Genomic DNA, 15,034 nt, shown 5'->3' on the forward strand with positions numbered 1-15,034 from the left:
TTGCGTGATTGATTCCAAGGTAGGACCTCTATGATGAGTCTTTTCGCGGTGCTGATTGACGGCACCATCTATGCCTCGTGGCTGTTTCTGGTCGCAGCCGGGTTGACGGTGATTTACGGGGTGATGCGCATCCTGAATATGGCCCACGGCAGCTTCTATGCCATTGGTGCCTACACCGCAGCCTCGCTGGTGGGCTGGTATTTCAATAACGGGATTGGCCCCGTCTGGGCCGGGTATCTGCTGATGCTCGGCTGCGCGCTGGTGGCCGGCCTGATTGTCGGTCTGATTATCGAGCGCGGCCTGTTGCGCTTTATGTACGGGCGCGACGAAGTCCTGATGGTAATCATCACTTACGCCCTGCTGCTGGTGCTCGAAGACACCATGAAAATGATCTGGGGCGTGAATCCTTACTTCGCTTATCAGCCCTACGCCGAGATGGGCCGCAGCGCCCTGGCGGGGCTCAAAGTGTCCAATTACGACCTGATGCTGGTCGGCGTTTCCGCCGTGCTGGGCCTGGGCCTGTGGTTGTGGCTGGAGCGCACACACCAGGGCAAGGTGCTGCGCGCCGTGATTCATGACCGCGAAGTGGCCATGGCCATGGGTGTCAATGTACGGCGCATGTTCACCCTGGTGTTTGTGCTGGGCACCATGCTCGGCACGCTGGCGGGCGCCTTGACCGCCCCGGCCATTTCGGTGGTGCCGGGCATGGGCGTGGAAATCATCGTGCTGGCGTTTGCCGTGGTGGTGATCGGTGGCATGGGCAGCATCGAAGGCGCTGCTGTGGGCGCATTGCTGGTGGGGTTGAGCCGCGCGGCGGCGGTGCATTACGCACCGGAGTTCGAGCTGTTTGTGATTTACGGGGTGATGGCGCTGGTACTTGCAGTGCGTCCCCAAGGGCTGTTCGGCCGCGTGCTGGCGAGGAAAATTTGATATGCGCCTGAGTAAAACCGAATTGATTCTGCTCGGCGTCGCCGTGCTGCTGGCCGCCGGTGGCTTTATTGCGCCGCAATGGCTGGTGTTCCTGCTGACGATGGCCCTGGCCAAAGCCATGGTGGTACAGGGCGTGGTGATGCAGATGCGCGCCGGTCTGGTGACCTTTGGCCAGGGCCTGTTCTTCTGCGTGGGCGGTTATGCGGTCGGCATGAGCGGGCACTTTCTGGACATTACCGATCTTGCTGTATTGCTGCTGATCGGGGTGGGTGCTGCGGTGCTGCTGGCGATGCTGCTGGGGCTGTTGATGACTCGCTACCGCGAGATTTTCTTCGCCATGCTGTCGTTGGCCTTCTCGATGATCCTCTACGGCGTACTGGTCAAAAGTTCGGCCCTGGGCAGTACCGACGGGTTCAACGTCAAGGCCTGGACCCTGTTCGGCTGGACTCCGGCTTCGGGGCAGGCACCGTTAGCGTTATTTGTCATCATCGTGGCCTGCTCGGCACTGCTGGCGGTGTTGCTGCATCGCTACAGTCGCAGTAGCGCGGGGATGATGTGCGAAGCCATTCGTGAAAACGAAGTGCGCGTCGAATACCTGGGGCAGTCACCGCGTTGGGTGCTGTACATGAACTATGTCGCGGCCGCCGCCGTGTCGGCATTAGGCGGTGGCTTCATGGCCCTGTCGGCCGGGCATATCGACCCGGAAATGGCTTACTGGATCACCTCCGGTGAATTCGTGTTTATCGCCCTGTTGGGTGGTACTGCCCATGTGGCGGCGCCGTTTATTGCCGCCATCCTGTTTGCGGTAGTGCGTACCTACGCCATCGAGCTGGTGCCGCACAGCTGGCAGATGATTCTGGGCTTCACCTTGTTGGCGATCATCGTATTTCTGCCTAAAGGCCTGTGGAGTCTGTTCACTGGTCAGGCACGGAGGGCCAAAGCATGAATTGCATTCTGGAAACCAAGGGCCTGTGCAAATCGTTTGGCGCGGTCACCGCCGCCAAGGATGTGAACGTGCGCATCCATAAAGGCGAAGTGGTCGGCGTAATCGGCTCAAACGGCGCGGGTAAAACCACCTTTATCAATATGGTCACCGGCTACCTGAAACCCAGCAGTGGCGAGATCCTGTTCAACGGCCAGTCGATCCTCGGCCGCACCCCTAGGGCAATCACCCGCGCGGGCATGGCCCGTTCGTTCCAGGTGGCGCAGCTGTTCCCGCAGTTGAGTGTGCTGGAGAACCTGTTAATAGCCGTGTCTGCTGCGCAAAGCCCGTTCCCGTCGCTGCTGGCACCGATGCGCAACGCGTCGCGCATCGCTCAGGCGGATGCGATCCTCGCTGAATTCGATATCAGCCGCTGGCGCGATACCCAGGTCACGGCCGTGCCGCAAGGCGTACGTAAACTGATCGACATCGCCATGGCGCTGATCGGTGATCCGCAAATGTTGCTGCTCGACGAACCCACCAGCGGGGTCAGCGCAGAAGAGAAAACTGCGCTGATGGACACGGTGATGCGGGTGGTCGCCCAGCATCAGGTCACGGTGCTGTTCGTTGAGCATGATATGGACGTGGTGCGTCGTTATGTATCGCGAATTCTGGCCTTCTACAGCGGTGAAGTACTGGCAGACGGTGCCCCCGAAGCGGTCCTGGCCAATGCACGGGTGCAGGAATTCGTGACCGGTGGCCCGAACGCTCACAAGAGGGCAGCGCAATGAGTCTGGATATTCGCAATTTGCATGTTTCGATCGAAGGCGTACCGATCCTGCATGACGTTTCCCTGCACGTAGGCAGCGGGCAGATGGTGGGCCTGATCGGCCACAACGGTGCCGGTAAAACCACGCTGATCCGCGCCATCATGGGCCTGCTTGACGCCGATTCCGGTTCGATCACCTTTGCCGGTCAGGACCTGCGCAGCCAGGCGGGCTTTACCCGGGCCGGGGCCGGTATCAGCTACCTGCCCGAAGACCGGCGGCTGATTCCGTCGCTGAACGTGGAAGAAAACATCCTGCTGCCGGTCTGGGCCAACAAGTTGGCTGACAGCAAGCGCCGCCTGAAATGGGTCTACAGCTTGATCCCGGAAATCGCCCAGTTCCGTGACCGCAAGGCCATGCAACTGTCTGGCGGGCAACAAAAGCTGGTGGCACTGGCGCGGGCATTGATGCCGGGTAACAAGTTGCTGCTGCTCGATGAGCCTTTCGAGGGCGTGGCGCCGGTGCTGTCCCGGCGCTTGAGCGAGGTGATCGCCAAGCTGGGCCAGGAAGGTCTGTGCGTGCTGATTTCTGAATCTGATGACACTCATTCTGCCGATCTGGTCGATGCGTTGTTTCGCATCGAGCGCGGCAGTGTGACCGTAGGGTAGGGACCACAATGTCAAAATTCACCTTTGAAACCACACCGCGGGTGATCTGCGAAATCGACGGTGCGCTGCGTCTTGGCGCCCTGTGCCGTGAGCTGAAGGCCGAGCGTGTATTGCTGATCAGCGACCCAGGGTTGCTGCGCGCGGGGCTGCTGGATGCACCGCTGCAGGCCATGCGCGACAGCGGCCTGCAGGTCACGCTGTACAGCGATGTGCAGGCCGATCCGCCTGCCGCATCGGTGCAGGATGCGGTCGATGTGGCGCGTCAGTGTCGCGCCCAGGCGGTGATCGGCCTGGGCGGCGGCAGTTCACTCGACACCGCCAAGCTGGTGGCCCTGCTCTGTGGTCAGGAGCAGCAGTTGGAGGATATTTACGGCATCGGCCTGGCCAAGGGGCCGCGCCTGCCGCTGATTCAGGTGCCGACGACCGCGGGCACTGGCTCGGAAGTCACGGCGGTGGCGATTGTCACCACTCCCAGCCATGAGAAAAAGGGCGTGGTCAGCCCCTTGCTGTACCCCGACATTGCCTTGCTCGATGCGCGGCTGACGGTCGGCCTACCGGCTGCGGTCAGTGCCATGACCGGTGTCGATGCCATGGTGCATGCCATTGAGGCGTACACCAGCGCGCACAAAAAGAACGTGTTGTCCGATGGTTTGGCGGTGCAGGCCCTGACGTTGCTGGCTGCCAACATGGACCGCGTGCTGGCCGAGCCGGCTGATTTGCAGGCGCGCTCGGACATGCTGCTGGGCTCGATGCTGGCCGGCATGGCATTCGCCAATGCACCGGTGGCGGCGGTGCATGCGCTGGCGTATCCACTGGGCGGGCAGTTCCATGTACCCCACGGTTTGAGCAATGCCTTGGTGCTGGTGCCCGTGCTCAACTTCAACCGTTCGGCGGCTGAACCGCTGTATGCACAACTGGCCGGGGCGGTATTGCCGGGGCAGCGATTTGCCAGCGCCAGCGATGCCTGCGACGGCTTTATCGAGTTTATGACCCGGCTGGTGGCGCGCATGCCATTTGCCCAACGTCTGCACGAAGTGGGCGTCACCTCCGAGGACCTCGACCGGTTGACCGATGACGCGCTGAAAGTCGAGCGCCTGTTGATCAACAACCCGCGCCCGCTAAACCGCGACGACATCTACGGCATCTACGCCTCGGTGCTGTAAGCCAGCCTCACTACAGGAGTTAGTCATGAACCATGAATTCAGAAGTGTGCCACGCATTGTCTGTGAGGCTGGTGCACTACAGGAAGTTGGCTACGTATTTAGAGGCCTGGGTGCACAACGCGTGATGCTGGTATGCGATCCGGGGATTGTCAGCCTGGGCTTTGCCGGTAGGGCGCAGGAGGTGCTGGAAGCTGCGGGTTGCGCAGTGTCTGTGTTTGATCAGGTGGCGCCCGACCCGTCCTCGGCGGTGGTTGAACTGGCGGTCAAGCAGGCGCAAGAGTTCAAGGTTGATGGCGTACTGGGGTTGGGCGGCGGCAGCTCACTGGATGCAGCCAAACTGGTGGCATTGCTGATCAACAGCGAGCAATCGCTGGAACAACTGTACGGCACCGATAAAGCCCAGGGTAAGCGCACACCGCTGGTGTTGATGCCCACCACCTCGGGCACCGGTTCGGAAGTGACCTGGGTCTCGGTGATTACCGATGCGCAGCAGCGCAAGCAGGCGGTTTATTCGCCTCAATTGCTGCCGGACGTGGCGCTGCTCGACCCGCTACTGACCCTCGGCCTGCCCGCGAAAGTCACAGCGGCCACCGGGCTGGACGCCATGGTTCACGCCATCGAGGCCTATACCAGCCGGACGCGCAAAAACCCGATTTCTGATGGTCTTGCCACGGCGGCCCTGGCGTTACTCGGGGCTAACCTGCCCAAGGTGTTGGCCAACGGCCAGGATCTGCCAGCCCGCAGCGCCATGCTGCAAGGCTCGTTGATGGCCGGTATGGCGTTCGTCAATGCATCGGTGGCGGCGATCCATGCACTGGCCTATCCACTGGGCGCCCGCTTTCATATACCTCACGGCCATGCAAATGCTCTGGTCATGGCCCCGGTGATCCGTTTCAATCTGGCCAACGCTCAACGCCAATACGCGGAGCTGGCGGCGTATCTGCTGCCGGGTGAACATTTTGTAGATGAGGCGAGCGCCGCCGAAGCGTTTGTCCAGGCGATTGAAGGTCTGGTCAAGAACAGCGGCCTGGAGCAGCGCCTGTCCAATTTGAATGTCGATGAAGACTCACTGCAGGTGATGGCGAGCGAAGTGGTGGTGGGCATTCGTCGCCTGATCGACAGCAACCCGCGGGATATGAATGAACAAGACGTGGAGGCGATTTACCGGAGTGTTTTTTAAAGGTCATTTCGCGCCCCTGTAGAGACTTGATTGCTGTTCAGGCATCGACGTCTTTACGGGTTGTGAATACTTCTTGTTTGTAACTTCGACCAGGAAAGTTCTAAAAAAGTTGTTCCAGGCCGTTATTCATGCAGGCACATAGATAATCTCTGTAGGATGTTTCATACATTCTTTGTAACAACCTGATTTTCCGAAGGTCTAGGCACTACGCCTTTATTTTTGGCAATCAAGGAGATCTATGTGATATCTCGCAGAAAGTTACTGTTTTCAGGCGCTGCTATTACCAGTGCCGGCCTTCTTTCCTCTACTTGGGTAGGCTCGGCACTGGCGCAGCAAGTCCACAATGCCGCCAGTAACGATGTCGAACAACTGCACCAACTGTCGCTGTTTCTCACCGAGCGCGAGGCGCTGGACCCGAGCCTGACGCTGCGGGTTCTGGCCCGTTGTACCGAGGCTGATCCATTGTTCCCCGACAAGATGAAAGCGCTGTGGGGCAGCATTGCGCAACAAGGTTTGAACCGCGTGGGCCAGCTGAGTGCCAGCCCGATTTATCAGAGCCCGGCGCACAAGGACACGGTGCAAAAAATTGTCCGCGCCTGGTACTTGGGTTACACCGGCACGCCGGTCAGCATGCGCGCCGTGGACGATACCAAGTTGGTCACCTTCACCGGTGCGTTGGCGTATACGCCGACCCTGGATGCCACGGTTATTCCAACGTATTCGCGGGGGCACACCAACTATTGGGTTAACCCGCCGTCCACCGTCGCTAATGATTAATACAAGGGGTACCCATGAATCAGGTCTTTGATGCTGATGTCATTGTTGTTGGGTCCGGAGCCTTGGGCAGCAACGCAGCGTTTGAACTCGCCAAGCACGGCAAGTCGGTGATTATTCTGGAAGCGGGTGAGCATATTCCCCGTTGGAAGATCGTCGAAAACTTTCGCAATTCGTCGAATAAAAGTAACTACAACTCGCCGTATCCGAATGAGCCGTGGGCGCGTAACTCCTACGATGAGCAGTACATTGAGAACACCGGTTCGTTTGAATTTCGTCCGGGCATGTTAAAGCTGGTGGGTGGTACTACCTGGCATTGGGCGGCGGCCTGCTGGCGCTATCTGCCAAACGACATGAAGCTTAAAACCCTGTACGGGGTAGGCCGCGATTGGCCGATGGAGTACAGCGAACTGGAACCTTATTACGCACGGGCCGAAGTGGCGCTGGGCGTATGTGGCAGCGATACCCAGGATCAAAGCGGGCACGACGGTGAGGCATTCCCGCCACGCTCGACGCCGTATCCGATGCCGCCTGAAGGCGATACCTATTTGTTCCAGCGCCTGCGTGCGCGTCTGGCGCCTGCAGGTTATGTGTTTTTGCATGAACCCAATGGTCGCGCCACCACGCCTTATGACGGTCGCCCGGCGTGCAGCGGCAATAACAACTGCATGCCGGTGTGTCCGATTGGCGCGATGTACAGCGGCGATGTGCATGCCAAACACGCGCAACAGGCGGGCGCGAAGCTGTTGACCGATGCCACCGCCTACAAGTTGGAAAAGGGCGAAGGCGGCAAGATTGTGGCCGTGCATTACCGCAGTTCCAAAGGCGACGATGTACGCCTGACCGCCAAGTACTTTGTGGTGGCTGCCAATGGCCTGGAAACCCCCAAGCTGTTGTTGATCTCGGACGTGGCCAACTCCTCCGACCAAGTGGGTCGCAACCTGATGGACCACACTGGACAAGGTTTGCAGTTTTTGGCCGATGAACCGGTATGGCCGGGCCGAGGGGCAGTGCAGCAAGGCGGGATTTTCAACCGTCGCGACGGTGAATTTCGCAAGGAACGGGCGTCGGTTAAACATGCTTTTGCCAACAATGTACCGAACATGGCGGTGGCCCAGCGTTTGATCGAGCAGGGCGTTTTCGGCAAGGAGCTGGACGAGCGTATTCGCCACGATGCGGCGCGCTGGGTCGATGTGTCGACGGTGTACGAAACATTACCGCTGGCGACCAATACCATTCGCCCGAGCACCACCCGCACCGATGCCCTGGGCATTCCGATGATGGTGGTCAACTACGAAGTGGATGACTACGTTAAAGCGGCCAAGCCTGGCGTGGACGCCGACTACGCCGACTTCGTGAAAATCATGGGCGGCACGGTGGTGGAGGACAACACCGGCTGGCAGAACCGCGACCATTTGATGGGCACCGTGATCATGGGCAGCGATGCCAAAGATTCGGTGGTCAATCATGAATGCCGCACGTTCGATCATCCCAACCTGTTTTTGGCCACCACCGGGGTGATACCGGCTTCAGGCACTATTAACCCGACGTTGACCGGGGTGGCGTTGAGCATTCGCCTGGCCGACATCATTGCGCGGGAGGTCTGAGCCATGAACGTTCAAATCTCACGTTTGCGTGGTCTGGTTGCCCTGTGCGGGCTGTTTGCGTCGTTGTCGGTCTGGGCGGTTGAAGACAACGCTGCGTTAGTCAAGCAAGGCGAGTACGTGGCGCGAGCTGCCGACTGCGCCGCTTGTCACCGTACCGTGGAAAAGGGCGGTGCAGCCCTTTCCGGCGGGTATGCCATCGACTCGCCGATGGGCCGGATCATCTCCAGCAACATCACGCCTTCCAAGGCCTATGGCATTGGCGATTACACCGAGCAACAGCTGGCGGACGCCGTGCGCAAGGGGGTTAACGCCAAGGGTCAGAATCTTTACCCGGCTATGCCATATACCTCTTATCAGGGTATGAGCGATGCAGACATTCATGCGCTGTATGCATACCTGCAGCAGGGTGTGAAAGCGGTCGACATCCCGGTGGAACCGACGCAACTGGCGTTTCCGTTCAATATTCGGCCCTTGATGTTTGGCTGGAACCTGCTGTTTCTCGATACCCAGGGCTTTGTTCCTGAAGCCGGAGCCGATGCTCATCAGGTACGTGGTCAGTATCTGGTCGACAACCTTGCGCACTGTGGCGCCTGCCACACCCCGCGCAATGCGTTGATGGCCGAGGACAACAGCCGTTATCTGTCCGGTGCGGAGCTGGGTGGCTGGATTGCGCCGAATATCACGTCCGATAAGGCCACGGGCGTGGGCAGTTGGAGCGCTGATGAACTGGTGGGCTTCCTGAAAAACGGCCACGTCACTAACAAGGCGCAAGCGGCGGGTGGCATGGCTGAAGCGGTAGAGCACAGCCTACGCTTTTTGACCGACGATGATCTGCACGCGATGGCGAGCTACCTGAAAACCGTTCCGGCGATTGCCACCGGTAATCATGTGGCCAGCCATCCGCGCGAGGTGACGCCGATTGACATGACCACCCTCGAAACGGGGCAGGGCGATCAGGCCTCGTTGGTAGACGCCAGCGAAACCGACGGCGCACGCCTTTACAACTCGGCCTGCGCCAGTTGCCACGGGCGAGACGGGCAGGGCACCGTTGATGCGTTCTACCCTTCGTTGAGCCAAAACAGCGCCTTGACCGGCCAGCATGCCAATAATCTGGTGATGGCGATCATCGAAGGCATCGACCGCAAAGGTGCCGACCTTGAGGTCAACATGCCCGCCTTGGGTGATGACCTGAACGATCAGCAAATTGCCGCCATCGCCAACTACAGCCTGCAACGCTTTGGTAATCCGCTGCTCAGTGTGGATGAGCAAACTGTAGCCAAATGGCGTCGTGGTGGTGATGCACCGTTGTTGGTAACGGCAATGCCTTACGTGATGTGGGGCGGGGGCTTACTGCTGTTGGTTTTGATCGTTTGGGCCTTGGTAGTGCGCAGCAAACGCAGGCGTGTGCGGGCCATTGAGGCCAAGAAGATCGCCCTGAACCGGCGTTTCCACTCCCGTTGAGCTGACCTGGCCCCCAGTGGGAGCGCCGACCGGCGCTCCCACAGATTTTGCAACAAAGTAAAGAGATTCTAATGTTTAGCGCAGGTGTAACCAAAGGTATGAAAGCCTGCATTTAAACAACCTGCTCAGCCATGTGAGGCTGGGTTCCCTTTTTGGCAACGGTTGCAGGTATGAGGCTTGGTCTGATCAGAATTCAGTACCCATGGCCGTCGCGCGCTCCAGCCGTGCGGCGTGTTCCGTGCCTGCCTTCTGAGCTGGCCTTTTGGGCCCTGTTCCATTGCCGCCATGCCCGCCCGCCGGATGCTCGTATTTCCTGTTAAGTCTTGATTGTCTGTGCCCGGAAGGGTGCGCCTGCCTGATATGAATTCTACGAGTATTGTCATGAGTGCCACGACCGCGTTTGCCCCGCTACAAGAAGCCCTGGATTTTCTGGAACTGAACCCGGATATCGAGATGTTCGAGCTGTTTATCATCGACAACAACGGCGTGCCCCGCGGCAAGTTGTTGCATCGTGATGAACTGCTGGCGGTCTACGAGAGTGGGCGGCCGCTGCCGAGCACAATTCTGGGCTTGAGCATCAATGGCGATGATGTGGAAAACACCGGACTGGTATGGGACGTGGGCGATATCGACTGCCGTGCCTACCCGATCAGTGGCAGTTTGCAACGCATGCCGTGGCGCCTGATCCCAACGGCGGCAGTGCAAGTCAGCATGCATCCGCAGCAGGGCATGCCCGCCACCGTGGCCGACCCTCGGCACTTGTTGGCCAAGGTGATCGACGGGCTCAAGGCGGACGGTTACTACCCGGTGATGGCTGCCGAGCTGGAGTTTTACCTGCTCGATCAGCAGCGCGACAGTAACGGGCGGCCGCAGCCAGCGCGCGATGCCGATGGTCAGCGCCCGCGGGCGACCCAGGTGTATGGGCTGCGGGAGCTGGAGCAGATCGAGCCGTTTTTGGCCGATTTGTACAGTGCCTGCAAGTTGCAGGGGATTCCGGCGCGCACGGCGATTTCCGAATACGCGCCGGGGCAGGTGGAGATCACCCTGGAACATCGCAGCGATGCCTTGCAGGCGATGGACGAAGCGGTGCGCTACAAGCGTCTGGTCAAGGGCGTAGCGCACAAGCACGGGATGGTCGCCTGTTTTATGGCCAAACCGTTTGATGACTTGGCTGGCACCGGCATGCATATGCATGTGAGCCTGGCCGATAAAGACGGCAATAACCTGTTCGCCAGCGAAGCGCCGGACGGCACGCCGCTGCTCAGGCAGGCGGTGGGCGGGATGCTCAGTACTTTGCTCGACTCGTTGCTGATGTTTTGCCCCAATGCCAACTCTTATCGCCGTTTTCAGAGCAACAGCTATGCGCCGCTGGCCGCGACCTGGGGTGTGGACAACCGTACGGTGAGCTTACGAGTGCCGGGAGGCCCGGCGTTCTCGCGGCATATCGAACACCGGATTTGTGGCGCCGACGCCAACCCCTACCTGGCTGCCGCCGCGATTCTGGCCGGGATTCATCGCGGTATTCGTGAGCAGCTCGATCCGGGGGCGCCGATTGAAGGCAATGGCTATGCCCAGGCCAGCGAAATGCTGCCGACCGACTGGCTAACCACCTTGCGCGCGCTGCAAGCTTCGGTATGGGCCCAAGAGGCCTTCGGGCCAGAGTTTTTGAAGGTGTACCTGGCGGTGAAAAACTCCGAGTACCGACAATTTATGGGCGAGGTCGGCGAGCAGGACTGGCGCTGGTATTTGCAGCAGGCGTAAATCCAGATCAGGAGCCCCCGTAGCAGCTGCCGAAGGAACGAGGCTGCGTTCGGCTGCGTAGCAGTCGTAAACCCAGAGAGCTGGATGTGACTTGCACACCGCAGGGTCTGATTTCGCGAGCGCTGCGCGCTCGAACGCAGCCTCGTTCCATCGGCAGCTGCTACGGGATGCTCCTGATCCCTTTGTTTTTCATGCTTCTGTGACAATTTTTTCACTGGTGCCGCGTTAACCTCTGAGCCGATCATCATCAAACACAAGAGTTCGCGGGCCATGTCATCGCAGCCACCTTCCACCCATATTGAGCTTGAGTTCGCCGAGCGTTATGACCGCGAGCATGCGAAGGTTTGCCTGCAAGCACAGCCCCAAGGGTTTGTTCGCAGGTTGGCGTTGTGGCGCGAAAAACGTCTGGTTCGCCGTGCGCTGAAGGTCGCAGGTGAACCTGGGTTGGTACTGGATCTGGCTTGCGGTGCAGGCCGGTTCTGGCCGGTTTTGGCCGAGCACGGCAATCGGGTCATTCTGGCCTGCGACTCTTCGCAATCCATGCTCAATCATGCGCAGACTCATCACCCGGCGAGCCTGCTGGCGCGGATCAAGCTGTTTCAAAGCTCAGTGTTCTCCATCGACATGTCCGCAAACGCGGTGGACTGCATTTTTTGCATGCAGCTGTTCCACCATGTGCGAGACAGCGACCATCGACTGGCCATTTTGCGTGAGCTTCACCGGGTCAGCCGTGACAGCTTGATCCTGTCAGTACCGATTGGTCGTGCAGCAGCGCGGATCGAAGAGCCGCAACCCATCGTGGTGAGCAAGAGCGAGATTGAAAGTCAGTTTGCGCTGGCGGGTTTCAACATTTTCAAGCAGAACGAGGTGCTGCCCGGTTGTGACATGGGCAGCATCTATATCTTGCGCAAAGACACTTAATTCAGGGCTTTCAAGATCTCGTACGCCAATTCGACCCGAGCGTCGTTGGGGTAGTTTTTGTTGGCCAGGATGATGATCGCCTTTTGTTCGGATGGCACGAAGACCGCGTAGGCACCAAAGCCATTGGTCGAACCGGTCTTGTTGATCCATACCGCTTGCTGTGGCGCCAGGACAGGGTTCAGGGCAATGGCATCATTATTCTCGTAAGCCATTTTGTTTGAGTTGCCCACCAGCAGCGACTTGAGTTCGACGGGGTAAGGATACTGCTCCCAGATCAGGTCCTGAATCATCGGGCCTACTCGGAAGTAACCCGCGTGTGTGTCAGCCAATGCGCGACGCACAAGCGGACTGGCCTCGCCCTGGCCCATGTTCAACTCGGTAAAGTGGATCAGGTCGCGGGTAGTGGTCTTCACGCCGTAGGCTTCGTTGCCGAGCACTCCAGGGTTGAGCCTGACCGGTTCGCCCTGTTTGTTATAGCCTTGGGCATATAGCCCCATTTTGCTTGCGGGTACTGTGTAGTAACTGCTTTTAAGCCCAAGTTGTAGGAATAATTGCTGTTCCATGGCCTGGGTAAAGGGCAGGTTCATGCTCTTGGCGGCAATCATGCCGAGCATGCCGATACTGGGGTTGGCATAGCTGCGTTGGGTGCCCGTCGGGTACACAGGCTTCCAGGCTTTGAGGTAGTCCATCAGTTGGCGTTCGTTCTGTACGCTGTCCGGGACCTGCAAAGGGAAGCCGCCAGCCGTGTGGGTGGCCAGATGGGTCAGCGTAATCTTGCCAAAGGGCGTGCCCTGAAGTTCGGGTTCGTACTTGGCGACTGTGTCTGCCAGTGAAAGCTGGCCCTTGGCTTGGGCATAGGTGGCCAGGGTGGCGGTAAACACCTTGCTGATAGAGCCGACTTCAAACAGCGTGTCGGGGGTTACGGGTGCTTTGGTCGTTTGTGATGCCACGCCAAAATTGTAGAAACGTTGTTTGCCATTGACGCTGACGGCGATGGCCAAGCCGGGCACCGCGTGCTGCTGCATTACCTGTTTGGCGCCGTTTTGCACCACGGTGTCGAGTTTGGATTCTGGAGTTTGGGCCAGGGCCACATTGCCAAAGGCACAGAAGCCTACCAGCGAGAGAGCAATACCTGACAACTTGCGGGACATGTGCATTGGGTCATCCTCGGTTTTTATAGGGCGCAAATCTACTCGTGTCCTCACGCAGTGACCTCTCCGGCTTGTCACATTATGTGTTGTAACAAAATTTGTGTGTCGAGGCTCCGGGCAACCTACACACAAAAACGGTATGTGGATGCAGGTTTTAGATCTAAACCTCGTAGGTTTTTTCGCGCACAACATGACGAGTCAATGTCCGGAAATCCCTGACGACGATATATACTGCGCGCCATTCTTCAAGGGAGAGCCGTGTGGCCATCGATATTCACTGGATTCGCGACAACGATAGCCTCGGCCAACATTGCGCCGAATGGCAACATTTGCCGTTCGTAGCCCTCGACACCGAATTTATGCGGGTCGACACCTTTTACCCGATTGCCGGCCTGATCCAGATTGGCGACGGCACACGGGCTTACCTGATCGACCCGTTGACCATCGACAACTGGCAGCCATTGGCTGATCTGATGGAAAACCCGTCGGTCGTCAAAGTGCTGCATGCATGCAGCGAAGATCTTGAGGTTTTGCTGCGCCTGACCGCCAGCTTGCCGGTGCCGTTGTTCGATACTCAACTGGCCGCCGCCTACCTGAACCTGGGCTTCTCGATGGGCTACTCGCGCCTGGTCAAGGAAGTGCTGGATATCGACCTGCCCAAAGGCGAAACCCGCTCCGACTGGCTTCAGCGTCCGTTGTCTGAAACCCAGATCAGCTACGCCGCCGAAGATGCCCTGCATCTGGCTGAAGTCTACAAGTTGCTGTATCCGCGCCTGTCGGCAGAGAAGTACAGCTGGGTGCTGGACGATGGTGCTGAGCTAGTTGCCAACCTGCGCCGTGAAGTAGACCCGAACGAGGTGTACCGCGACGCGAAGTTGGCGTGGAAGCTCTCAAGGGACCAGTTGGCTGTGCTGCGTGAAATTTGCGCATGGCGCGAGCACCAGGCCCGTGCCCGTGACCTGCCGCGTAATCGGGTTATACGTGAGCATGCGTTATGGCCTTTGGCCAAAACGCAGCCTGACAACCTGGTCGCGCTGGCGCGTATCGAAGATATGCACCCGCGCACCGTGCGTCAGGATGGCGAGTTTTTACTTGATCTGATCAAGCGTGCTGGCAGTCTACCGCCAGAACAATGGCCGCCCGCTGTGCCTGAGCCGTTGCCGGTTGAAGCGGCGTTGTTGATCAAGCGCCTGCGTGCCATCGGTCAGGCTGAAGCCGAGCGCCTGAACATTGCGCCGGAACTGATGCTACGCAAGAAAACCCTGGAAGCCCTGCTTAAAAGTGGCTTCCCCAATGGCCCTTATCAATTGCCGGAATCACTGCGCGGCTGGCGCCGTGAGCTGATGGGCCAGGCCTTGCTCGATTGCCTGGCCACCGCTGGAGAACCGTCTTGAAACGTATTTGCTCTATCTACCGCAGCCTCAAACGCAACGAAATGTACCTCTACGTGCTCAAGGCCGATGCCCTGGAACGCGTGCCCGAAAGCCTGCTGGCCGCCTTCGGCAAGCCGCATCACGCTTTTGATCTGGTGCTTACCCCTGAGCGCACACTGTCTCGCGAAGACATCAACAAGGTGCTGGAAAACCTTGAGACTCAGGGCTATCACCTGCAAATGCCACCGGCCGAAGACGAATACATCGAGCACTTGCCCGAAGAGTTGTTGCGTCGCAACGACCCGATGTAAATGAAGCGCCAGGTGCCCGGCTCCGGGCGCCTGTCTCAAACGGAC

General features: G+C 58.9%; 14 protein-coding genes. 13 read left to right on the top strand and 1 reads right to left on the bottom strand.

Translation table 11 applies throughout. The annotated features are described in order from the left end of the window. The first annotated feature begins 30 nt into the window (after positions 1 to 30). From U5A05_RS07475 to U5A05_RS07525, 11 genes are all read left to right on the top strand, one after another. Positions 31 to 930, top strand: coding sequence for a branched-chain amino acid ABC transporter permease (locus U5A05_RS07475; protein ID WP_261741484.1), 900 nt, complete (start codon positions 31 to 33; stop codon positions 928 to 930). 1 nt (position 931) lies between these two features. After that, a complete protein-coding gene (locus U5A05_RS07480; RefSeq protein WP_261741485.1) occupies positions 932 to 1,876 on the top strand; it encodes a branched-chain amino acid ABC transporter permease in 945 nt (314 codons plus the stop codon). Beyond that, positions 1,873 to 2,643, top strand: coding sequence for an ABC transporter ATP-binding protein (locus U5A05_RS07485; RefSeq protein WP_321836044.1), 771 nt, complete (start codon positions 1,873 to 1,875; stop codon positions 2,641 to 2,643). The genes U5A05_RS07480 and U5A05_RS07485 overlap by 4 nt, the downstream gene beginning before the upstream one ends. Next, complete coding sequence (locus U5A05_RS07490; RefSeq protein ID WP_321836045.1) at positions 2,640 to 3,287, top strand: ATP-binding cassette domain-containing protein; 648 nt, start codon at positions 2,640 to 2,642, stop codon at positions 3,285 to 3,287. Before U5A05_RS07485 ends, U5A05_RS07490 begins: the two co-directional genes overlap by 4 nt. Positions 3,288 to 3,295: 8 nt before the next feature. Continuing rightward, a complete protein-coding gene (locus U5A05_RS07495) occupies positions 3,296 to 4,450 on the top strand; it encodes an iron-containing alcohol dehydrogenase (protein ID WP_261741488.1) in 1,155 nt (384 codons plus the stop codon). A 25-nt stretch (positions 4,451 to 4,475) separates the two neighbouring features. Next, the gene (locus U5A05_RS07500; protein ID WP_261741489.1) at positions 4,476 to 5,630 is read left to right on the top strand and encodes an iron-containing alcohol dehydrogenase; all 1,155 of its coding nucleotides are present in this window, start codon (positions 4,476 to 4,478) and stop codon (positions 5,628 to 5,630) included. A 240-nt stretch (positions 5,631 to 5,870) separates the two neighbouring features. After that, entirely contained in the window at positions 5,871 to 6,407 is a 537-nt protein-coding gene (locus U5A05_RS07505) for a sugar dehydrogenase complex small subunit (RefSeq protein ID WP_321836046.1), read from the top strand. Positions 6,408 to 6,421: 14 nt separating this feature from the next. Continuing rightward, on the top strand, positions 6,422 to 8,011 hold the full coding sequence (locus tag U5A05_RS07510; RefSeq protein WP_261741491.1) for a GMC family oxidoreductase: 1,590 nt from the start codon (positions 6,422 to 6,424) through the stop codon (positions 8,009 to 8,011). Positions 8,012 to 8,014: 3 nt separating this feature from the next. Continuing rightward, positions 8,015 to 9,472 carry a cytochrome c gene (locus U5A05_RS07515; RefSeq protein ID WP_321836047.1) on the top strand — a complete coding sequence of 486 codons (1,458 nt, stop codon included), beginning with the start codon at positions 8,015 to 8,017 and terminating at the stop codon, positions 9,470 to 9,472. A gap of 381 nt (positions 9,473 to 9,853) precedes the next feature. Beyond that, entirely contained in the window at positions 9,854 to 11,233 is a 1,380-nt protein-coding gene (locus U5A05_RS07520; RefSeq protein ID WP_321836048.1) for a glutamine synthetase family protein, read from the top strand. 270 nt (positions 11,234 to 11,503) lie between these two features. Continuing rightward, positions 11,504 to 12,154 (top strand): class I SAM-dependent methyltransferase, encoded by a 651-nt coding sequence (locus tag U5A05_RS07525; protein ID WP_261741494.1) that lies wholly within the window; start codon positions 11,504 to 11,506, stop codon positions 12,152 to 12,154. Here U5A05_RS07525 and ampC read toward each other — a convergent pair. Next, positions 12,151 to 13,311: a class C beta-lactamase gene (gene ampC / locus U5A05_RS07530; protein ID WP_425262895.1), complete on the bottom strand. Its 1,161-nt coding sequence runs from the start codon at positions 13,309 to 13,311 to the stop codon at positions 12,151 to 12,153. The two genes, U5A05_RS07525 and ampC, sit on opposite strands and share 4 nt — an antisense overlap. A gap of 254 nt (positions 13,312 to 13,565) precedes the next feature. Between ampC and rnd the strand changes: the two genes are divergently transcribed. Then, the gene (rnd, locus tag U5A05_RS07535) at positions 13,566 to 14,699 is read left to right on the top strand and encodes a ribonuclease D (RefSeq protein WP_261741495.1); all 1,134 of its coding nucleotides are present in this window, start codon (positions 13,566 to 13,568) and stop codon (positions 14,697 to 14,699) included. Then, entirely contained in the window at positions 14,696 to 14,989 is a 294-nt protein-coding gene (locus tag U5A05_RS07540) for a YcgL domain-containing protein (protein ID WP_261741496.1), read from the top strand. Before rnd ends, U5A05_RS07540 begins: the two co-directional genes overlap by 4 nt. Positions 14,990 to 15,034 lie beyond the last annotated feature (45 nt).

Origin of the sequence: Pseudomonas kulmbachensis, assembly GCF_963681935.1 — a bacterium.
GTDB lineage: Bacteria > Pseudomonadota > Gammaproteobacteria > Pseudomonadales > Pseudomonadaceae > Aquipseudomonas > Aquipseudomonas kulmbachensis.